Annotated in this window: 16 protein-coding genes; 5 read left to right on the top strand and 11 right to left on the bottom strand. The window is 56.8% G+C overall.

The window, feature by feature from the left end:
• Window positions 1-7: 7 nt before the first annotated feature.
• From cheB to BN3544_RS11310, 7 genes are all read right to left on the bottom strand, one after another.
• Complete coding sequence (gene cheB, locus BN3544_RS11280) at window positions 8-1,108, bottom strand: chemotaxis-specific protein-glutamate methyltransferase CheB (RefSeq protein ID WP_019431195.1); 1,101 nt, start codon at window positions 1,106-1,108, stop codon at window positions 8-10.
• A complete protein-coding gene (locus BN3544_RS11285; protein ID WP_019431194.1) occupies window positions 1,105-2,151 on the bottom strand; it encodes a CheR family methyltransferase in 1,047 nt (348 codons plus the stop codon). Before BN3544_RS11285 ends, cheB begins: the two co-directional genes overlap by 4 nt.
• A gap of 7 nt (window positions 2,152-2,158) precedes the next feature.
• The gene (locus BN3544_RS11290) at window positions 2,159-3,562 is read right to left on the bottom strand and encodes a chemotaxis protein CheW (protein ID WP_019431193.1); all 1,404 of its coding nucleotides are present in this window, start codon (window positions 3,560-3,562) and stop codon (window positions 2,159-2,161) included.
• 19 nt (window positions 3,563-3,581) lie between these two features.
• Window positions 3,582-5,087, bottom strand: coding sequence for a methyl-accepting chemotaxis protein (locus BN3544_RS11295; RefSeq protein ID WP_050999126.1), 1,506 nt, complete (start codon window positions 5,085-5,087; stop codon window positions 3,582-3,584).
• A complete protein-coding gene (locus BN3544_RS11300) occupies window positions 5,053-5,583 on the bottom strand; it encodes a PAS domain-containing protein (RefSeq protein WP_026036863.1) in 531 nt (176 codons plus the stop codon). Before BN3544_RS11300 ends, BN3544_RS11295 begins: the two co-directional genes overlap by 35 nt.
• Before the next feature lie 69 nt (window positions 5,584-5,652).
• Window positions 5,653-6,816 carry an adenylate/guanylate cyclase domain-containing protein gene (locus BN3544_RS11305; protein ID WP_019431190.1) on the bottom strand — a complete coding sequence of 388 codons (1,164 nt, stop codon included), beginning with the start codon at window positions 6,814-6,816 and terminating at the stop codon, window positions 5,653-5,655.
• 8 nt (window positions 6,817-6,824) lie between these two features.
• On the bottom strand, window positions 6,825-7,199 hold the full coding sequence (locus BN3544_RS11310) for a response regulator transcription factor (RefSeq protein WP_019431189.1): 375 nt from the start codon (window positions 7,197-7,199) through the stop codon (window positions 6,825-6,827).
• 160 nt (window positions 7,200-7,359) lie between these two features.
• Between BN3544_RS11310 and BN3544_RS11315 the strand changes: the two genes are divergently transcribed.
• Together BN3544_RS11315 and BN3544_RS11320 are read left to right on the top strand one after the other, a co-directional pair.
• Window positions 7,360-10,611: an ATP-binding protein gene (locus BN3544_RS11315; protein WP_019431188.1), complete on the top strand. Its 3,252-nt coding sequence runs from the start codon at window positions 7,360-7,362 to the stop codon at window positions 10,609-10,611.
• A 27-nt stretch (window positions 10,612-10,638) separates the two neighbouring features.
• On the top strand, window positions 10,639-11,028 hold the full coding sequence (locus BN3544_RS11320; protein ID WP_019431187.1) for a response regulator: 390 nt from the start codon (window positions 10,639-10,641) through the stop codon (window positions 11,026-11,028).
• A gap of 39 nt (window positions 11,029-11,067) precedes the next feature.
• Here the strand turns inward: BN3544_RS11320 and BN3544_RS11325 are convergent, their stop codons facing one another.
• Window positions 11,068-12,870, bottom strand: a complete 1,803-nt coding sequence (locus tag BN3544_RS11325) for a methyl-accepting chemotaxis protein (protein ID WP_019431186.1) — start codon at window positions 12,868-12,870, stop codon at window positions 11,068-11,070.
• Window positions 12,871-13,240: 370 nt separating this feature from the next.
• A complete protein-coding gene (locus BN3544_RS11330) occupies window positions 13,241-15,184 on the bottom strand; it encodes a HAMP domain-containing methyl-accepting chemotaxis protein (protein ID WP_019431185.1) in 1,944 nt (647 codons plus the stop codon).
• A gap of 493 nt (window positions 15,185-15,677) precedes the next feature.
• Here BN3544_RS11330 and BN3544_RS11335 point away from each other — a divergent pair, with 493 nt between their 5' ends.
• Genes BN3544_RS11335 through BN3544_RS11345 form a run of 3 tightly spaced genes read left to right on the top strand, consistent with a single transcriptional unit; the run spans window position 15,678 to window position 17,390 of the window.
• Window positions 15,678-16,178 (top strand): Crp/Fnr family transcriptional regulator, encoded by a 501-nt coding sequence (locus BN3544_RS11335; protein ID WP_019431184.1) that lies wholly within the window; start codon window positions 15,678-15,680, stop codon window positions 16,176-16,178.
• On the top strand, window positions 16,175-16,525 hold the full coding sequence (locus BN3544_RS11340) for a cyclic nucleotide-binding domain-containing protein (protein WP_019431183.1): 351 nt from the start codon (window positions 16,175-16,177) through the stop codon (window positions 16,523-16,525). The genes BN3544_RS11335 and BN3544_RS11340 overlap by 4 nt, the downstream gene beginning before the upstream one ends.
• 1 nt (window position 16,526) lies before the next feature.
• On the top strand, window positions 16,527-17,390 hold the full coding sequence (locus BN3544_RS11345; protein ID WP_155820580.1) for an HD domain-containing protein: 864 nt from the start codon (window positions 16,527-16,529) through the stop codon (window positions 17,388-17,390).
• A 33-nt stretch (window positions 17,391-17,423) separates the two neighbouring features.
• Here the strand turns inward: BN3544_RS11345 and fliD are convergent, their stop codons facing one another.
• Both fliD and flgL read right to left on the bottom strand, forming a co-directional pair.
• Window positions 17,424-18,845 carry a flagellar filament capping protein FliD gene (gene fliD / locus BN3544_RS11350; RefSeq protein WP_019431181.1) on the bottom strand — a complete coding sequence of 474 codons (1,422 nt, stop codon included), beginning with the start codon at window positions 18,843-18,845 and terminating at the stop codon, window positions 17,424-17,426.
• A gap of 88 nt (window positions 18,846-18,933) precedes the next feature.
• Entirely contained in the window at window positions 18,934-19,860 is a 927-nt protein-coding gene (gene flgL / locus BN3544_RS11355; protein ID WP_019431180.1) for a flagellar hook-associated protein FlgL, read from the bottom strand.
• Window positions 19,861-19,871 lie beyond the last annotated feature (11 nt).

A 19,871-nucleotide genomic window follows, 5' to 3' on the forward strand; every position in this document is an offset into this window, starting at 1 on the left:
GCATTCTCTATAAAGCAGAGATTTTAAAAGAAGAAATTGTGCGATTTGCACACAAACGGGACAGGCGCATGCCAATCTCTTGGGGTGAAAGCACCGCAGTGGCCAAGCCAGCGTTGATGGTCGAGGCGGGCATGCCGTCAACAATGCAGCTGTCAGGGTCTTGGGCTAATACATGCGAATTTTTTCGGGCTACAAGGTCTTTGGCGCCCAGCATGCCGTCGCTGCCCATGCCGGTCATCACCACAGCGACGACAGGACACGAGGCCGCCGCCGCAGAGCGGAACAGCACATCGGCGTTGGGGTGAATGGTCGCTTGCAAATCGGTTTTTTGATACAGCATCAATTTGCCGGGGAAGGGCTCGCGAATCACCACGTCGGCACCGCCTTTGGCGATCACGACCATGCCGGGTTTGAGCTCCATCTGCTCGGTGCTTTCCACCACGTCCAAGCCTGTTTCGCTGCGCAAATGCGCTGCAAAACCGCTGGTGAACATCGGCGGCATGTGTTGGGCCACCACCATGGGGCAGCCCAAGCGGCCCATGGCTTTGAGCACATGAGGCAGTGTGGCCGGCCCGCCCGTCGAGATGCCCAGCACCACCAAGCCTGCAGGCTGGCCGCCTGTCACGCTGCGCAGTTGCCTTGTGCTCGCTTCGGGCTTGGGTATCGGTGCCAGTGCGGTACTGCCGAAGCCACGGATGGCGCCCAAGCGGGTTTTCTTTTTGCCCCAATAGCGCAATTTTTCAACCAGATCAGCCCCGATCTGCACGATGTCCAGTTGGACGAACGAGGACTTTTTGGCGATGAAATCGACGGCACCCAGCTCCAGCGCGCGGATGGTGGTGACCGAGTTACGCTCGGTCAAACTGCTGAGCATGATGATGGGGCAGGGCGTTGCGGCCATGATCTGGCGTGTGGCCTCCAAGCCATCCATGACGGGCATTTCCACGTCCATGGTGATGACATCAGGGCGCAGCTCGCGTGCCATCTCGACACACATCTGTCCTGTCTTGGCTTCACCAACAACCTGAATGTCGGGCTCTCTCTCCACCATCTTGCGGATGGCAATGCGCATGAAAGCCGAGTCGTCTGAAATGAGCAGTCGGATCATACGCGGGTGTCGTTTCTCACATACCAAGGGCCGCCTTTGCCCAAGCGCGATTCAAAGTACTCGGGCACCAGCATTTGCACCGAAGCCCCCAGCACCATCACGCCGCCAGGCGACATGGCACGCGCCAACATGGTTTGCACGGCTTTCTTGATCGGGTCTTCGAAGTAAATCAGCACGTTGCGACAAAACACCAAGTCCATGCCCATGACGGGTGGGCGGTTGTTCATCAGGTTGAAGCGTTCAAAGCGTGTGCACTGGCGCACCCATTCGCGGATCTTGAAGTAGTTGACGCCCGGCATCGCGTTGGCGGGTGCGATCTTGACGTCCTCGAACATGGCCTTCCAATCGTCAGGCAGGTTGCGAAACGAACCCATACCTAAGTCACCGTAGACCGCCGCTTTGGCTGTGCGCAAAGCTTGGTTGGAAATGTCGGTGCCGAACGAGAACACCCCCCAGCCCGATTCGGGCACCAGCTTGCCCTCGAACAGGCGGGCAAAGCCCGCTTTTTGCATGGCGCGCAGGGCCGAAAAGGTCAGGTCATAGACCTCTTCGCCTGTAGAGCTGGCGGCTGACCAAATCTGCAGTTGCTTTTGGGTTTTGCGCAGGCTCAACAGGTGCGGCAATATTTCATCACCCAGCATGCTCATCAGGTCTGGGTCGCGGCAGAAATAGGTTTCATGCACCGTCAAGTTTTCCACCAGGGATTGCCATTCGGAGTGCTCGGTTGAGCAGTTGTTCATGCTCTCGACCCAGTCTTTCAACGTGGCCATGGGCATGTCTTTGAAAATACGCACCAACTTGCGTTCAACCAAGGTGCCGGGCTTGATGCCAAAACGAGTTTCTACACCCGTCATCAACTCATTGATCAGCAGCAAGAGCGCACGCGACTGGCTGGGCTCTTCAGGTTTGCTGAAGGACTGCATGGGCTTGGCCGCTTGCAAGTTGAAGCTCGGCGCAGGTGCGGCCGCTGTGGCGGCTCGCGCCGTGTCCACCGCAGTGCGCATCTGACTGAGCAGATCGTTGACTTTTTTGTCTTGTGTCACAGGGTGTTCATTTCATTTGTCGTTTGGCCGCCAAAGTCAGCGGAGCCAATGTGATGAGTGAAATCAGTTCACCGTCGAGTTTGCCGACTTCGTTCAGGTAATCGTTTTGCTGATTTCGAACCGGCGTGATGTTGGCTTCTTCTATATCGATCACACGTTCGATGCGGTCAACAATCAAGGCCCAGGGTTCGTTGTCGACACGTACGACGACGTAAGACGATGTCTCGATGGGCTTGACCCCGAGCATGCTGCGCAGGTCAATCACGGGGGCGATTTCGCCCTTGATTTGAATCACGCCGCTCAGGCTCTTGTCGCCATCGGGCAGGTCCACACTGGGGCTGTACTCTTCGACACGGTCCACCAGTGCCAAGGGCAGGGCGCAGCGTTCACTCCCGAGCCTGAAGGACAGCATGCGACGCACAGCACTGGCTGCTAAATGGTTGTTGTGGAGCATGAAAGTGGTTTGCTGTGTCAGAAAGCGCTGGTAGTGGGCAATGGCCTGGGGCGAGAGCAAGCCGGTCATGGACAACAGTCCTGTCATGTGGCCTTCGCGCGTGGCGGCACCATTGAGATAACCCTCCAGTTGTGCATCGTGCGCACCAGCGACCGACTGAACCGCTTCACGGGCATAGCGCTCAATGCCCAAGATGGTGGCCACACTCACGCCCAGTTGCAGCCCTTGCACTTTCACCACCAGCACAAAGCGGGGGGGCGTGATGTGCGGTCTGTTGAGCAAGCCGCCGAGCGATACCACCAGCAAAGCCTGACCGCGCAACTGCATGAGGCCCTGAACTTCGGACGTGGCACCGGGCAGTTGGGTCAACGGGCCGATCTCGACAATTTCTTGCACATGGGCCATGTGCAGGGCGTAGGTTTCTTCGCTGTCTTCCACCGTGACGGTGGCCATGTCCAGATTGGATTGTTTGGCGGTTTCGGTTCGGTTGTCGTCGTTCAGGTCGAACCCGATCAAGCCACCACCGCCTTCGGGCACACCCACAGGGTCCATCTCGCGCATGTCAAGTGAGCGCTCGTCCAGCAGCAGCACCATGCGTTCATTGAGTGTGAATTCGCCGCACACCAGGTTGCGCTGACCCGGATCAACGTAAGGCGTGAGCAGTGATTCGTCCAGATTGATTTTGTTGTGAACGCGGTCTACCTGCACGGCGATGTTTTCGTGGCCAGTCATGACCACCAACAAATTGCCACTTTGATCCGCTGCGCGAGCGCCAATGCCCAGGCGCAATGCCAGGTCGATCTTGAGCAGCACAGTACCGGCCACATTGACCAAGCCTTCCACCTCCGTGGGTGCATAAGGCAGGGGGGTGATCGCCAATGACTCCAGCACCTGGCTGACCGCCGAGGCGCGCAAAGCAAAGCGGTTGTCTTGAATGTCGAAAAGGACCAGTTCCATGGTGTGAAGTCTCGGTGCCTTAGGTGCTGAACTTGGTGATTTCGGTGCGGGTGGAATCCGCCACCTTGGACAACTCGATCATGGAGGCCGCTAGCTCTTCAGATGCCGCAGAGTTGCTGCGAGCGATCAGCTCGAGGTTTTCGACGCTGCTGTTGATCTCTTGAATCATCCGTGTTTGCTCTTCCACCGAGGCCGAGATGCGCTGCAGCATGCCGTCGGTTTGGGTGGAGGATTTCACGATGCGCTCCATGTCCGAGCTGACTTCTTTGACGGCGACCACAGCCTCTTTGGCTTGCGTGCTGGCTTGCTGGATCAGCAATGTGATTTCTTTGGTGCTTTCGGCACTGCTGGCCGCCAGTTTGCCAACCTCGTCGGCCACCACGGCAAAGCCTTTGCCATGCTCGCCTGCACGCGCCGCTTCGATGGCGGCGTTCAGGGACAGCAGGTTGGTTTTGTTGGCGATCTTCTCGATCACATCGGTGATCTTGTTGATCTTTTCCGAGCTCAAGGCAATGCCGTTGACGACATCGACCATTTGCACCATTTTTTGCTGACCATCGCGCACGATGGTGGTTGACTCTTGGGCTTGTCGGCTGGCGTGTTCGGTGTTGGATGCGATGTCGTTCACGGCGGCGGCGGTCTGGCGGATCGCGCTGACCATGTGGCCGATGAACTGGGTTTGACTTTGCGCACCATCGGCCAACTGGCCAATGGCGGTGCTGGTGTCGTTGGCCGCGCCTGCGACTTGCTGGGCGTTTTCGCCGATTTGGCGCATGGACACAGCCAATGCCTCGAGAGATTGGTTGATGTCGTCTTTGAGCTTGCCCAGTGCGCCTGAACCTTGGGCGTGCACCCGGTGGCTCAAGTCGCCTCGAGACACCGCATCCATCACACGCACGACGTCGCTGATGAGGGTGTCGAGCACTTCGATGGTTTTGCGAGCGTCGTTCAGAATGTCCAAAAATTGACCCGATTGGCCTTGTGTGGACAAACGCAGGTCAAAGTTGCCGTCGGCCATGGCACGCATGCTTTGGCTCAGCATGTGCACGGTGGCTGCCATGTTTTGCTGGACTTGGGCGATCTGTGAAAGCACCTGAGGGTAAAGACCACGCAGACCTTGGGCTTGTGGGCGACGCGAAAAATCGCCCGAACCCATGCGCGTGACCACAGTCATGGATTCGCGGAACACGGCTTCAATTTGGTCGAGCACATCGTTGATGCGCCAAGCGGCATCGACCAAGCGGCCTTGCTGCGGGATGTTGATGATGCGTGCTTCCAGCTTGCCTTCGGCCGCTTCGGACAAAACGTGGTTGATGCGTTCGAGTTGGGTGTTTTCATGCCAGCACACTTTGATGCCAGCGATCAACAACAAGGCCATCACAGCCCACAAGCCCATCAGGCCATAGCTGTCGGGCGCTTGCCACAACGCGATGGCACCAGCCACCAAGCCCAAAGTACCCGCAAGACCCAACAGGATCAGCGGGCTGGGTTCAAAGTGCTTGGAGGTCGAGGATGAAGCGCTCATAGCTTACGCCCTTATCTTTGAGGAGGTTGTCCATTTGGGCAAGAGAGGCTGCGATGGCGTCTTTTGCTCCGGCATTTTTTTCGATTTGCAACAGTTGTTTGTAAAGCGGTGTGATAACGGCAATGGCCTTGGGGTTGGGCTTGCGGCGCACCGAGTAGTAACCCACGACTTTTCCCTGTGCATCGCGCGACGGTGTGACGTTGGCCAAGACCCAATAAAAGGAGCCGTCTTTGCACAGATTCTTGATGTAGGCGAAGATTTCTTGGCCACTCTCGAGGTGCTGCCACAGCAACTTGAAGACGCAGCGCGGCATGTCGGGGTGACGCACCAAGTTGTGCTGTTTGCCGATGAACTCGGATTCAAGAAAGCCCGAAAATTCAGCAAAAACTTGGTTGCTGTACGTGATGCGTCCCTTCAGATCGGCTTTGGAGACGATGAAGTCGTCGTCCCGCATGAGCCTTTCTTGCTGGGTGGGTTGAGTGTGTTGTCTTGCCATGGCATCCTCTTGTTTTGGGCGGGTCTCAGCCGTTTTTCAACGTGCTTAGCATGTCCGCGTGTGATGTGTTCAGTTGCGTCCGTTGACAAAAAAGGTTTCGACCTGACCCAGGCTTTTGACTTCAATAGAGCCGCGTGACTCGAGTTGAAAATCATTGCGAATCAGGTTTGCGGTGTTGACCGAGACGTGAATGCGGCCCGGCTCTCCGGTGGATTCCATGCGGCTGGCCACGTTGACGGTGTCGCCCCACAGGTCGTAGGTAAATTTGCGCAGGCCAATCACACCCGCCACGATGGGGCCACTGTGCACGCCGATGCGCATGCGCAGAGCGCCGCCGGTGCGCTCGCGCATCTCTTCGAGTGCTGTGCAAAATTCGACTGCCGCGTCGATGACGGCATGGGCATGGTCATCCATGGGCTCGGGCACGCCACCTGCAAGCATGTAGCAGTCGCCGATGGTTTTGATTTTTTCCAGCCCGTGCTTCTCGGTGATCAGGTCAAAGCGTGAGAACAAATCGCCCAAAACTTCGACCAAAGCGCTGGCTGTCATGGTGCGGGACATGGCGGTGAAACCCACCATGTCGGCAAACAGCACGCTCACGTTGGGGAAGGCATCGGCAATGTGTTCTTCGCCTGCCTTCAGGCGCTGTGCAATCTTGCGCGGCAAGATGTTCAGCAGCAGTTGTTCTGTTTTGGCCTGTTCAGAGGCCAGCGCCTCGTGTTGGCGTTTGAGTTGACGCATGCGCAAGGCTTCTTGGTCGCGCAGGCGTTTGCGTTCCACCGATGTCTTGACGCGGGCGCGCAACAACACCGGGTTGAATGGTTTGGACAGGTAGTCTTCTGCGCCCAGTTCGATGCAGCGCACGGCATCTTCGAGGCTGGTGCCGCCAGAGATCACGATCACGGGGGGCCAAGGGTGGTGCGGGGTGTCGCGCAGCACGGCCAAAACTTCCATGCCGTTCATTTCGGGCATTTCCATGTCGAGCAACATCAGGTCGAAATGCTCTCGCACCAAGGTTTCGATGGCTTCGCGTCCGTCGCCCGCTTCGGTGATGTCGGTCAGGCCAATCTCTACCAAAGAACGGCGCAGCCCCATGCGGATCAAGCGGCTGTCATCCACCAAAAGCACTTTGGCTTTTTCAAAGTCAGACGAGACTTTCGCTGAAATGTCCAATTCGGCCGCGACTTGGCGGCTGTCGACACCCTGTGCGGCGGTGCTGGCGGACGTGGACATGGCCGGAATCAGTTAACGGCCAGCAAATGGTTGACTTTTTCTAGCAACTGCACGGCAGTAAAAGGTTTGGTCAAACTGTCGTTGGCACCGGACAGCAGAGCAGAATCCAGGCCAAATCGGGCGCTGACCACGCGGCTGCCACCCGAAATTGTCAAAATTGGCACAGCTGGAAAAGACTCGCGCAGGCGAGAGACGAAGTCAACACCGTCCATATTGGGCATAACGATGTCGGAAATGACAAGATCAACATTGTTGATCGCAAAAAGCTCCAAGGCCTCCATGCCGTCACGTGCCTCGATGACCTGGAAGTCAGAAAATTCCAGAATCTCGCGCACACCTTCGCGCAACAGATCCTCGTCATCAACAAGCAAAATCGTGGTCATTCAAATATTCTCCAAATCATTGATGATTCTATCAATAAAATCGCCAATAATAATGATCTGTAAATTAAAATGACAACTTCTTACAGCCGTTTAGACGCTGTTTGTTGTTTAAGTTTTGATCTTTTCAGTATTTTTTGTATTTTAGAGACCCCCCTTTCCTATGAACCTGTTTCGCGCATGGACGCCCAAAGTTTGGCTGAGTCTGATCGGTGTGTGTGTGTTCAGCATTGGGCTGGCGGTCGTTTGGGCGCTACTCGCTGATCGCAGTGCGTGGGCCTTGATTGTGGTTATTTCGTGTTTCATTTTGCTGTTGGCGGCGGCATGGTGGTGGCTTGACCAAAGTCATCTCGGGGCTTCGCCCGAGCAGCTGGCCCGCGCAACGCACTTGTTGGCGCAAGGCCAACACGAGCAGGCGCGCAGCGTGCTGGGGCAGGGCGGTCAAGGTGCATGGGGTGACCTGGCCACTGTGGTGACCAATTTGCAAACGGCTCAAACCCGCCATGACGAGCGCACTTGGCGTGACCAAGGTCTGTCTTTGATTCACGAGACAGTTCGCCACGACCACACACCGCAAGCCTTGTCTGACCGGGTTTCGCAGACGCTGATCCGTTTTATGGGGCTGACTGGCTGCGCTGTTTATGTGTTGGAGTTTGACCCGTCGACCCAGCGTTTGCATGAAGAGTGCAAGTTGCGTCGACAAAGCTCGGTGCTGGGCCAGCCCTTGGCCCTGCCAGAGTGGATGGGTTGCACCTATGCCAGCTTGCAGGCCTTGGCGGCCAGCAAGACCATTTTGCGGAACAGCGAAATTCCTGCGGCCATCCTGAAATTTGTGCGGCGGCCTGAGTCGGGTGACACGGTGCTGGTGCCGTTGGTGATTGAGGCTCAGGTGCGCGGGGTGCTGTTGATGGCTGCGGCGCAAGCCTTGCCTTTGCAGCTCGAGGCTTTGATGGAGCCCGTGTCTGCGGCCATCGCCGTGGCCTTGCAGTCGGCGCGGGCTCGCGAGACCCTGGAGTCTTCCTTGGCGCGCGCCAACGAGTTGACGCGCGAGTTGCAGGACCATCACGAAAAGTTGCAAGCCAGTGAAGTCGCGCTGAAGAAGCAGATGACTTATGTCAACGATATTCTGGGCAATATGCACAGCGGTCTGGTGGTGGTGGACCGTGCGGGCCGTATTCAGGACTGCAATCCGGCTTTGCTCAAGCTGACCGGGTTTGACCGCGATTTGTTGATTGGCCAACCCAGCAGTTTGTTGTTCGAAGAGGACGAGACACGCTTGTTGTCGATCTTCAAGGGCTATGGCCACATGCTCACACGCTTGGGTGTGGAAAACCCACAGGCTTACTGGCATGTGCTGACCGACAACCTGTTGGGCGCAGCGGTGATCGACGTCGATGGTCAGGTGATGCAAGCCAATCACCGCATGGCCCAGTTGCTTGGCTGCGGCACCGACCAGCTGAAGGGCCATTCCTTTTGGAAGCTGCTGCAAGATGTGCCTGCCGATGAGTTGGAGGACTTGCAAGCCTTGCTGTCCAGCGACGACAGCTATTACCGTTCAGGCTCTGGCCAGACCATGGCCGTGCGTTTTCATGCGGGGCAGCCCTTGCATCAGGTCGAGATCAGCTTCATCAACCACCGTTTGGTGGGCGAGCGCGTCACGCTGGTGATGGTGCGCGGCGAGCGTGACTTGCCATGGGGCGTGGCCAACTCGACCACTTTGCAAAAGCTCACCCCGGGCGACGAAGAGGCCATGATTGCCAAGCTGCGCAACCGCTCTGGAACCTACATTCCAGTTCGGGTGAGTTCGTCGTTTTTGGCCGATGCCACGGGCATGCCACAACAGACCGTGATCAACCTGCACGATGTGTCCAGCCTGGTGAACAAGGGCGAAGAAATTCGTGCCCAGCACCAGCTGCTGGAGATGAGCATGGATGCGATGCAAGACGGTGTTCTGCGTCTGGACCGCCACGGCCGCGTGATCAGTGCCAACCCCATGGCGCTGGATTTGTTGGGCAGTGACAAGGCCAGCACATCTTTGCAGCCGGTGCACAAGTTGTTGCCTGGCCAGCAAAAAGGGCACGACCTCGCTTATTGGTTGCCTTTGCAGACGGCCTCGCTGCTGCGCCGATTGGTGCAGGACCTGGCCCAAGATCCAGGCTTGGTTCAGTCTTTGCCGATTCCCTTGCTGTACGCCAATCGCATGGGCCGTTTGAAATGGGCCACCCCAACTGCTTGCGCCTTGTTGGGTCTGACTGTGGCACCGCAGTCCACCCCCGAGCCCTTGCTGTTGGCCGAGCAAACCAGTCGCGAATTGCTGGCCTTGCGTGAACACACCAACGTGGAAAATTTGGGCAATGATCCGCTGGTGATCGAGGTGGCTTGGCGCGCGGGCAATGCGCCGGTCATGCGTTTGCCCACACTGTTGGTGCCCAATACGACTTCAAGCAACGAAGAAATGATGGTCTGGTTGATCCCTGATCTGGATGCCTTGAGTGCATTCATGATCCGGCGCATGCACAACATTGAGTGGTTGGTCTTGCACAACCAGTCGGAAAGCCTCTTGCCTGTGGTCTTGACCGCTTCGCCTTTGGTTGACCCCTACAACCGCCTCACGGGTGCGGTGGTCACCATCAAGGACATGCGGGAGATCAAAGAAAAAGAGTCCGAAAATCTGCGCATGGTTCAAAAGGTCGAGCAGTCTCAGCGCCTGGATGCGCTGGGCCAGTTGGCGGCCGGCGTGGCCCACGACTTCAACAACTTGTTGGGGGTGATTCAAAACCACGCCGAGTTGGTGGAGATGAAGCTGGGCAGTGAGACCAAGGCGGCCAAAAACCTGTCAGCCATTTTGCAGGCCACCACACGGGCCAGGGACATTGTGCTCAAGCTCAATGCTTTGGGCCGTGAGCGCAAGCGGCTCGAAGAAGACGGCAGCGTGCACGATGAGCAAGAGGTCTCGGTGCCGTTCGATCTTTTGCCGGTCATCGAAGAAACCCAAGGTTTGTTGCAAGCGACCCTGAAGGGCATCGACATTCTGGTTGAAGCCGATGCCATTGGCTCAGGTGTGGTGTTGCGCGGCCAAAGTGGCACCTTGCAGCAAGTCATCGTGAATTTGTGCGTCAACGGCAGTCATGCGATTGGCGACAGACGCGATGGCCTGATCCGCATCAAACTCGACCGGCCCGATGCCGGGCATGTGAGCATTGCGGTTTCTGACAACGGGGACGGCATTCCGCCCGAAATCATGTCGCGTATTTTTGAGCCCTTTTTCACCACCAAAGAGGTGGGCAAGGGCACCGGCTTGGGCCTGGCCATGGTGCGCAGCATCATCACCCAGATGGGCGGGGCCATCGAGTGCCTGTCCGAGCCAGGCAAGGGCACGACCTTCACCATCAGCTTGCCTTGCACCGAAGCCTGAATTCAGCCAGACACAACGAGAATCACCATGTCAAAAACCATTGCCACCATCTTGCTTGTTGAGGACGAAGAGTTGCTCCGGGCTGGGGTGCAGGAGATGCTCGAAATCCAGGGCTTTCGTGTCATCACGGCACCCAATGGGCAAGAGGCGCTGGCCTGTTTGGCCACAGAGGTCATTGATCTGGTCGTCACCGACTTGGTCATGCCTCAGATGAATGGGATTGATTTTGTTGAGCAGCTGCGCAAGATCAAGCCCGATCTGCCTGTGATCGTGGTGTCGGGCAGCACACGCAACATCATGCAACGCTTTGGCATCGACACCATTCAGGTGCCCGGTGCCAATGCGAGCTTGTCCAAACCATTCAAAAGCACCGATCTGCTGGCCCAGATACGGCAGTTGTTGGCCGCACCGGTTTAAGACTCGGCGCCATCTGCCTGCCTTGGCGCTCTTCGGCGCTCAGGTCTCGAAGCGTTGCACCTCACGGCGCGTAGCGTCTGCAATTTTGGACAGTTCGACCACCGTGGCCGCGATTTCCTCAGACGCTGCCGAGTTGCTGCGTGCGATTTGGTCAAGGTTGTTCAGGTTCACATTGATTTGCTCAACTGCTGAACTTTGCTGCACCAGGGCCGAGGCAATGCGCTGCAGCATTTGATCGGTGGCCTGGGTTTCGCGTTCGATGCCGGACATGTCTTGGCTGACGTCCATCACAGCCGTGACGGCGCTGCGGGCTTCTTCGACGGCTTGCCGGACCAGCACCGCGATTTCTTGCGAGCTCTCGGCGCTGTTCAGGGCCAACTTGCCCACTTCGTCGGCCACCACGGCAAAGCCTTTGCCGTGCTCGCCTGCACGCGCGGCTTCAATGGCCGCATTCAAGGACAGCAAATTGGTTTTGTTGGCGATCTTCTCGATCACCTCGGTGATCTTGTTGATCTTTTCCGAGTTGGTGGCGATGTTGTTGACCACCTTGACCATCTCGTCCATCTTGACCATGCTGCCGCGCACCAGTGTGAACGACTGGCGTGATTTCTGACTGGCGATTTCAGTGTTTTCGGACACTTCGGTCACCGAGGTCACCGTCTGGCGCACCGCCATGGCGACCTGGCTGATGGCATCGGTCTGGTGCCGGGCTCCATCGGAAATCTGGCCAATGGCGTTGGACGCCTCACCGGATGCGGCGGCCACTTGGCGGGCATTCAGGTGAATGGTGGTCATGGCTTCGCGCAGGGCGTCGAGCGACTGGTTGATGTTGCTCTTGAGTTCGTTCAGGTCACCCAAAGCCTGTGCCGACACGCGCCGTTGCAGGTTGCCTTGGGCCACGCCTTGCATGACTTGGCGAATGTCCTGGAACACGGTCTGTTGCGCGGCCATGCTTTGGTTGATGTTTTGCTTGAGGGTGTTGAGCTCGCCCTTGGCCTCGGCGGTCACGCGCATCGCAAAGTCACCCTGAGCAACACCTTGCATCACCTGCGTGATGTCCTGGAACACCGACTGTTGGACGTGGATGCTCTGGTTGATGTTTTCTTTGAGGGCCCCCAAGTCACCACGGGCTTCGACAGTCACACGGCGGTCCAGGTGGCCTTGGGCCACTGCCGTCATCACACCCACGATGTCTTGCATGGTGGATTGCAAAGACTTTTGCATTTGTGAGACTTTGTGCAGCAAAGGGAATTCGACCTGATCGACGGCGTCCCCGCGTGCCGAAAAGTCCCCCTCGCTGATGTGCCCCGAGAGTTCAGCAACCAAGGCCGACTCGAGTGCCTCGCGCTTCAAGATGGTGGCCATGAAAATCAACATGGCTGCCTCGAAGACGACATAGGCGGCATGCAAGGCAATGACAGTCAAGTGCACTTGGCCTGGCAGCAAGGTGATGCCGCCCGCGTTGACGAACTGCAAATAGCCAAAGCCGACGTGGTGCACAGCAATCAAGCCCGCAGCGGCCACGATCGGACGCCAATCGCGGTAGTACAACAAAAAAGCCAACAGGGTGAAGATGCCAAAGTGGCTCTCGACCATGCCATTCGTTTGCTGAATGGTCAGCGCAGAGAACACCATCAGGGCGCAAGCAATGGCCAGGCGCGAGGCTACCGAGCCAGGTGCCATTTTGTAAATGGCCCAAGGCACCAGCAAGGTTGGCAAGCCCACCAGCAAGCTCAGCGAGGTGCTGTCAGTGAACCATCCGACGCTCAAGCAGACGGCCAGTAAAAACACCATCATGCTGAGCATGATGCGGTCTGCCGCCATGCGTTGAGGCTGGAGCATCAGCTCTGTATGACCTGACGCGGATAAACCCTGATTCAATTTCATATCATCTTTCCCTGCAAATACCGCCCATGAATGCCGGATCGTTCAACAGATACCAAGCCAAGGTGGCAAAGCTGTAAAGCAACCAGCACAACAGCAAGACCCACACCCACCGTGTCGTCCTTGCGGGCAAGGACGGGCGGGTGTTTAACGAGGATTCCGACTGGTTCAATGGGAAATTAATTAAGTAAAACTCGGATTTCTAGACCGCCTTGAGTGCGTGACTGCTCAGGATCCGAGCGAGTTCAAAGGCTTTACCGCGCGCTGTCACGGCCGGCCTTTGAAACACTGGAAAGCTTGCTGAGTGGTCAGCAAGCCCGCGGAACCATCAGACGCTGAAGCGGCCCAGGTCCTGGCGGGTTTGTTCCGCCAGTTTGGACAGCTCGATCACCGTGGCTGTGATCTCTTCAGAGGCCGAAGCGTTGCTGATGGCAATGCGGTCCAGGCTGCCCAAGTTGGAGTTGATTTCCTCGACTGCCGCCGATTGTTGTTCCAGGGCCGAGGAGATGCGCTGCAGCATTTGGTCGGTTTCCTGAGAGCCCTGTTCGATCATCGACATGTCGCGGCTGACCTCTTTCACCACCTGCACCGCGTGGGCGGTTTCTGCCACCGCTTGTTGCACCAATCGGGCAATTTCTTGTGAGCTCTCGGCGCTGCTGGCGGCCAGTTTGCCGACCTCTTCGGCCACCACCGAGAAGCCCTTGCCATGCTCGCCCGCACGGGCGGCTTCGATGGCAGCGTTCAGTGAAAGCAGGTTGGTTTTGTTGGCGATTTTTTCGATCACTTCGGTGATCTTGTTGATCTTGTCCGAGTGCACCGAAATGTTGTTGACCACCTGCACCATCAAGCCCATCTTGTCCATGCCGGTTTGCATGATGGCCATGGATTCACGGGACTTCTGGCTGGCGATGGCCGTGTTGCGCGACACATCGGTGACCGATTCGGCGGTGTGTTTGATCGCCAGGGCCACCTGACCGATGGCGTGTGTCTGGTTTTGTGCGCCATCCGAGATTTGACCGATGGCGGTGCTGGTCTGGTTGGCGGCCGCAGCCACTTGGCGGGTGCTGTTGTGCACCGCACCCAAAGCCTGGCCGAGCGCTTCGAGCGAGCTGTTGATGTTTTGCTTCAAGCGCAACAGGTCGCCAGTGGCTTCGATTTGAACGCGTTGCGTCAGATCGCCACGGGCAACCGAGCCCATCACGCCATCGACATTGCCAATCATGCGGTGCAAAGATTGCAAAGCGGTGCTGGCCTGCTCCAGGCTTTGGCGGAACTCGCCACGGCTGTCTGTGTAGTCAATCTCGTGGTTGAACTGGCCATGCAACAAAGCCTGTGACAGCCCATTGAAACCGTTCATGGTGCGTTGCACCGAGTCCAGAGAATGGTTAATGGCCCTTTGCATTTGCGCCAAATCGCCTTGCATGCTGCCTTCAATGCGCTGGCTCAGATCACCGTCAGCCAAGTGCTGGATGACGCGATTGACTTGACCAATGGCGGTTTGCTGCGCTTGCAACAGCGTGTTGAATGCGCGGGCCGTTTCACCAACCTCGTCGTTTTGCGTGATCTCGATGCGGCTGCCGTAGTCAAAATTTTGCGACACACGTTGCGCTGTTTCTTGCACCAAGCGCAAGGGCTTGACCACCGAGCCGACGATGCGATAGGCCAGAATCACGCCAGCCAAGGTGCCGACTGCGAGCAACACGACACTGATCAGTTGCGACTGCTCGTACTGTGCTTCAGACCGGTTGTATTCGGATTTGGCCACATTGAGTTGAACTTCGATCAAATCGGAAAATTTGTTGCTGATGGGGTCGATCACCGGATACAAAACGTCCACGGTGAAACGTGTGATGCCATCCATGTCTTCTTTGTCGAGAATGGCTTGCAGCTTGTTGAGGCTCGATTCGGCATCCACCAGCATGGGTTCGATGCTGGCGACCAGTTTTTTCTCCTCCTCGACCAAGAAGGTGGCTTTGTAGGCCGTCCATGTTTTGTCAATGCCTTGACGCGCATCCTGGAGGTTTTTACGGGCTTCGGCCCAAGGAATGTTGCCGTTGCGCACTTTGTGTGTGGTGTCCACAATGTTGACTGCGTAAAAGTCGGCAATGACCTTGAGATCGCGCAGAGGCACCACCCGGTCTTCATAAACAGTGCGGAGTCCGCCAACCGTTTCTGCCATGCCTCTGAGTCCCATCAGTCCTACAACGATGGAAACCAATGAGAGCAGCCCCACCAAAAAGAAGAGGCGAATGTTGACGCTTAAGTGGTTCATGAGCAATGTTCAGCAGTTGAAAGGGCGTTGACACAGCGCTGGTGCTTGGGCCAAACTTTGTTGATGATAGCAATTATGTCGGGTTAATTTGATTTATTGATACTTTTATTGGTATAAACACCGACATCTTGAAATTTAATAAAATTTTGTCAACTATTTGTGCCTCAAAACATCAAAATTGAGTCCTGTTTTGAGCCTTCAAAGCATGTCAGATTGAGCTTTGTTTTGCGGCGAAATGGTTGCCGACGTGGCGCTCGTTTTGTGTCGGGCAGTGCCCGCAAAGTCATGCGTCCCGTGCTTCAATTAATCAATGCTATCCTCACAAGCCTGACTCGGCATGGGCATCCCTTTGGCTGCTGTGCCAGAGGGTTGAATCGACGCGTGATTTCTTTAACAATCGCAAAAAAGTACACGGCAAAAAACTGCCTGCCAAATTGTTCGTTGACGCCATGAAAATTGATATTTTTTCTCAGCTTTTGGGCTTGGTGACGCCATGAGCACCAGCAAATACGTTGCTGCTTCGTTTTCTGTCAATATTGAGCATTTGCATGCTTTGGGTGTTCGTGACCCATATTCTGAGCAAAGTTTGCAGCTTTATCATTCTGGCAAGCTCAACGCCAATGAACGGTTGTATTTTTCACTTTGGGGTTCATCCGAGCTCAGCACCTCACTGATTCGAGCCAAAACACGTTTTGCCCGCCAAGGCGAGCCCGTCAGTTCGGCTTATTTTGTGATCAAGGGCGCCGTACTGGGTGTCAAAGGCGACGATATTTACCGTTTGGGACCGGGCAGCGTGATCGGCCTGGCCGAAGGGGTTGGCGGATTGCCCTACAACATGGACGCCATTGCGGTAGACGACGTGCAAGTGCGTGTTTTCCCTATTTATGTGATCTCCAAATTGGTGAAAAACATGCCGCCTGGGCTCAAGGGCATTCTCAAATCCACCGTCATGCGCACCCTGCAATTGACGTCACCACCCCCATTGCTGTCATGAGCTCTTTTGACGAAATTCGGCTCGAAGAGGGCCAAATACTTTTCAAGGCGGGCGAGCCTGCCGACAAGTTGTATTTCATTCAGGCGGGCTCCATTCAGATGGCGGACAAAAATACGGGTGCCGTATTTGCCACCTTGCATGAGGGCGACTCGTTTGGTGAGCAGGCCATGTTGCAGGGCGGTATTCGCGGCGCCACGGCGTTGGCAGGCAATGGCACGGTTCTTCTTGAAATCACGGCGGAAGGCCTGCGCGGGATGCTCAAAACGGCTTCACCGATTTTGACGGCCGTCTTTGAAGCCATGATGCTGCAGCAAAACATGCAAAACGCGCTGCGTACGAAAGCCTGACATGGACGATCGAGCTCCACCGGCGGCGATGCCGACCTTGACCGAACTCAACGCTGTGCTGGGCCATTTGCGTCAAGCTTGGCCGCAAAAATGGCCCGGTTTGCCGCTTGTGTTTGAACGTGCTTGGCAGCAGTTGGCGCTGGGTGTGCCGCGCACCGGTTCACGGGCTCACGCGCTGTTGGCGTTTGGACGTTCGGTGGCTGAACAGGTTGAGCGCGATGGCGCACAGCGGCATGCACAAGGCCAAGAACCTGCTTATCACAACCGCTTGCACATCGCCGATACCTTGGTGTGCATGACTTACTTGCTCAAAGCCTCGGCTTATTTGAAAGTGCCAGGTGCCCGTCAAGCCCCTGTGGCGGCGCTGGCGTTGGCCATCATGGCCGGCCATGATTTTTTGCACCCTGGGGGCACCAATTCTCAGCCAAGCGAGTTTGAGGCCCGTGCTGTGCACGATTTGCGGCCATTGATGCAAGCTGCGGGCCTGGTTGAGTCCGATCAGGAGCAGTTGTCTTATTGCATCTTGGCCACCGATCCTGTGCGGGTCAAATCGTTTCATTTGGCTGTTCGCTCGCAGGTATTTGACCTTCGCCAGCGCGATTGCCTGGCGGTGTTGGTGCAAGAGGCAGACATCTTGGCCAGCACAATGCCGCAGACTCAGCAAGGCTTGACGCAAGCGCTGTCCCGTGAATGGACTCCAACCCAGCCCAAAGCGGCCGAGCAATTGTTGTTGCCGCAAAACCGATTGCTGTTTCTCGAGCATGCTGCTTTGTTTTCCAGTCCAGCAGCCCGTTTGTTGGGCATGGATGAAGTCAAACTTCAGCAGGTTGCACAAATCAAAAAGCAAATGTTGCTTCAGGCCTGACAGGCCTACAAGCGGTGCACTGATGGCGCTGGCTCAATTGTTGTAGGCGGCCATCATGCCTTTGAAGGTGCTCGTCAGACCTTCGCGCGTGCTGTTGCTGTTGCCCACAATGCTCTCCATGACGCTGAACTGGCTCATGTAGCGGTTGAGCATTTTCTCCATGCGGGCCTCCAGCGTGACCAATTCTTCTTTGTACTGGGCGATCTTGGTGGTCGCGTTAGCGCTTTGCGTTGCGATGTTGCCGTTAGACAGCAGCATCTTTTCGATTTTATTGATGGCATCGCCCGCCAAGCCTGCGGGTGCTGGGCTGTAAATGCTTTGGTTGTTGGTACCCGCGCTGAACAGGGTGGAGACTTCGCCAAAGTTGTTTTGCAAGGCCGTGTCGAGTTTGCCTTCGTCCAGGTTGAGTTTGCCGTAGCGGTCAAGGCTCAGTCCGACATCGCGGGCGGCTTTGATGTGGGTGCCCGGTGTGCTGGAGTTGTTGGTGACCATGGCGCGCACTTGGCTGCGTACCGATTCAAGCAGGCTCTCGCCTGCCAAAACACCACCGAAATCTTTAACTTCGCTGCTGCGATCGCCCAAAACTTTCAGACTCTCTTCAAAATCGTTGTAGGCCGTGACCAGGCCTTTGATGTTGTCTTTGATGCCTGCTGTGTCGCGATTCAGATCAAGTCGGGCCGCCCCTGTGGTGTTGGCATAGAGGTCCAGCGTGACGCCGTCGATCACATCGGTCACGGTGTTGTTGCTGCGCGAGACCGTCAGGCCGTTGACTTTGAAGCTGGCATTGGTGGCCGATTGCAGGTCGACCCCAAACTCGACGCCCGACACGGCCGTACCGGTGCCGTCGTCGCTCGTCAGGCTGAAAGCCTGATCCGCGCCGGTTTCGCCCGTGACGACCACCTGGTAACCGTTTCCGGTGTTGATGAGCTGGGCGGTCACGCCCAGTTTGGCGCCATTGATGGCGCTGACCATGCCTGCGGGTGTGGGGTTGGTGACATTGATGGCCCCTTTGCTCACCCCGCCCACGCTCAGGTTCAGGCTAAAGGCCGTGCCGGTGGTGGCGGGGCTGACCACATTAAGTTGTTCGGCGCGGTCGACAAATATGCTGCTGGGGGTGCGCTGGGCCAGGGCAGTGTGCAAGACTTCGATGCTGTAGCTGCCGGCTTCGGCAGTGCTGCTGGCGGTGACGCCAAAAGCGGCAGGTTGGGTATTGCTGGGCTTGATGGAGCTGAAGTCGCTCGCATCGTTGAGCTTGCCAAAAGCAGTTTTGAGTTCGGATAAAGCGTATTTGATCGCGCTGTAGCCGGTGATCTTGGCCTCGGACTGGGCAATCTTGGCGTCGATCCGCTCTTTTTTGGGTGTTTTCTCGGCGTCCACCAAGCTTTGGGCCAAGCCTTTGATGTCGATGCCGGAGCCGGCTCCGAGGGTGTTGACAATGTTGCTGGTGGTGGCCATGGGTTGGGTTCGCTGTGGTGGGTGCGGTAAAGAAGCTCAATTTAGAGAATCGGCACCGCTTCCCATAAATGAAGTGTGGGTGTGGCCTTCAGCCCCGGATGTAGTCAAACAGGGACAGGCCGGAGATTTTGGCAAAGCTGCCCATGGCCGCTTGCATGGCCATCATCTCTTTGTTCATGCGGGTCACGGCTTCGGCGTAGTCGAGGTCTTCGATTTCGGACAGGGTTGACTTGAAGCGCAGCGCCGTTTCGCTCAGCACATCCAGCTGCGATTGCACGACGATTTGGTCCGAGCCGTTTTGCGCTTGCGACAAAGTCAGGCTGTCGTGCATTTGGGTGAGGTCGGCAATGCCCTGCTGGATCTTGTTGGTCTGGCTGCCGTTGATGCCGTCGATCATCTGATCCAGTGCATTAAAAAACCCCACGCTGGTGGTGCTTTGGTCGGGGTTTTCACGCACCACGCGGCTGAACACGTCGGTGCCCGCGCGGGTGAATTGCACCGTGCGTTCCACACCGGCCGGGATGCGGGTTTGGGTCTGGTCGCCTTGGTAGACCACTTCACCGTTGACCCCTTCGGCAAAGGCCGGTGTGTTCACCCGTGTGCCCGAAAACAAATAGTTGCCGCTGTCGTCGCGGGTGTTGCCCAAGCTCAGCAGTTGGTCTCGCAGGGCTTTCATTTCCACGCCGACGGCTTTGCGATCGTCCGGTGCCAGCGTGTCGTTGGCGGCTTGCAAGCCCAGCTCTTTCATGCGGATCAAGATGTCGTTCGAGGCCGACAGCGCTGTTTCTTCGGCGGTGTAGCGGCGCATGGCCACATCGAGCGTGCGCATGTGGCTGTCTTGCCGTTGCACTTCGCCCTTCAGGCGCTGAATGGCCGCCGCTTGGTCGGGCGCATCGCTGGGCGACAAAATTTGTTTGGACTCGGCCATTTGGGCCTGGGTGGTGGCCAGCTTGTTCTGGATCGTGCTCATGCGCTCGGTCGCACGGTCAAATAAAAAAGAGGTGGATATTTTCATGGGACCTCCGG

The organism is Limnohabitans sp. Rim47, assembly GCF_001517545.1.
Taxonomy (GTDB): Bacteria; Pseudomonadota; Gammaproteobacteria; order Burkholderiales; family Burkholderiaceae_C; genus Limnohabitans_A.

Bases quoted from the DNA above. Each gene is read 5' to 3' on its own strand.
- cheB (WP_019431195.1), bottom strand. From the start codon at position 1,108: ATGATCCGACTGCTCATTTCAGACGACTCGGCTTTCATGCGCATTGCC.
- BN3544_RS11310 (WP_019431189.1), bottom strand. From the start codon at position 7,199: ATGACCACGATTTTGCTTGTTGATGACGAGGATCTGTTGCGCGAAGGT.
- BN3544_RS11330 (WP_019431185.1), bottom strand. From the start codon at position 15,184: ATGAACCACTTAAGCGTCAACATTCGCCTCTTCTTTTTGGTGGGGCTG.
- BN3544_RS11315 (WP_019431188.1), top strand. From the start codon at position 7,360: ATGAACCTGTTTCGCGCATGGACGCCCAAAGTTTGGCTGAGTCTGATC.
- BN3544_RS11295 (WP_050999126.1), bottom strand. From the start codon at position 5,087: ATGAGCGCTTCATCCTCGACCTCCAAGCACTTTGAACCCAGCCCGCTG.
- BN3544_RS11335 (WP_019431184.1), top strand. From the start codon at position 15,678: ATGAGCACCAGCAAATACGTTGCTGCTTCGTTTTCTGTCAATATTGAG.
- BN3544_RS11305 (WP_019431190.1), bottom strand. From the start codon at position 6,816: ATGTCCACGTCCGCCAGCACCGCCGCACAGGGTGTCGACAGCCGCCAA.
- fliD (WP_019431181.1), bottom strand. From the start codon at position 18,845: ATGGCCACCACCAGCAACATTGTCAACACCCTCGGAGCCGGCTCCGGC.
- BN3544_RS11320 (WP_019431187.1), top strand. From the start codon at position 10,639: ATGTCAAAAACCATTGCCACCATCTTGCTTGTTGAGGACGAAGAGTTG.
- BN3544_RS11345 (WP_155820580.1), top strand. From the start codon at position 16,527: ATGGACGATCGAGCTCCACCGGCGGCGATGCCGACCTTGACCGAACTC.
- BN3544_RS11340 (WP_019431183.1), top strand. From the start codon at position 16,175: ATGAGCTCTTTTGACGAAATTCGGCTCGAAGAGGGCCAAATACTTTTC.
- BN3544_RS11290 (WP_019431193.1), bottom strand. From the start codon at position 3,562: ATGGAACTGGTCCTTTTCGACATTCAAGACAACCGCTTTGCTTTGCGC.
- BN3544_RS11325 (WP_019431186.1), bottom strand. From the start codon at position 12,870: ATGCTCCAGCCTCAACGCATGGCGGCAGACCGCATCATGCTCAGCATG.
- flgL (WP_019431180.1), bottom strand. From the start codon at position 19,860: ATGAAAATATCCACCTCTTTTTTATTTGACCGTGCGACCGAGCGCATG.
- BN3544_RS11300 (WP_026036863.1), bottom strand. From the start codon at position 5,583: ATGGCAAGACAACACACTCAACCCACCCAGCAAGAAAGGCTCATGCGG.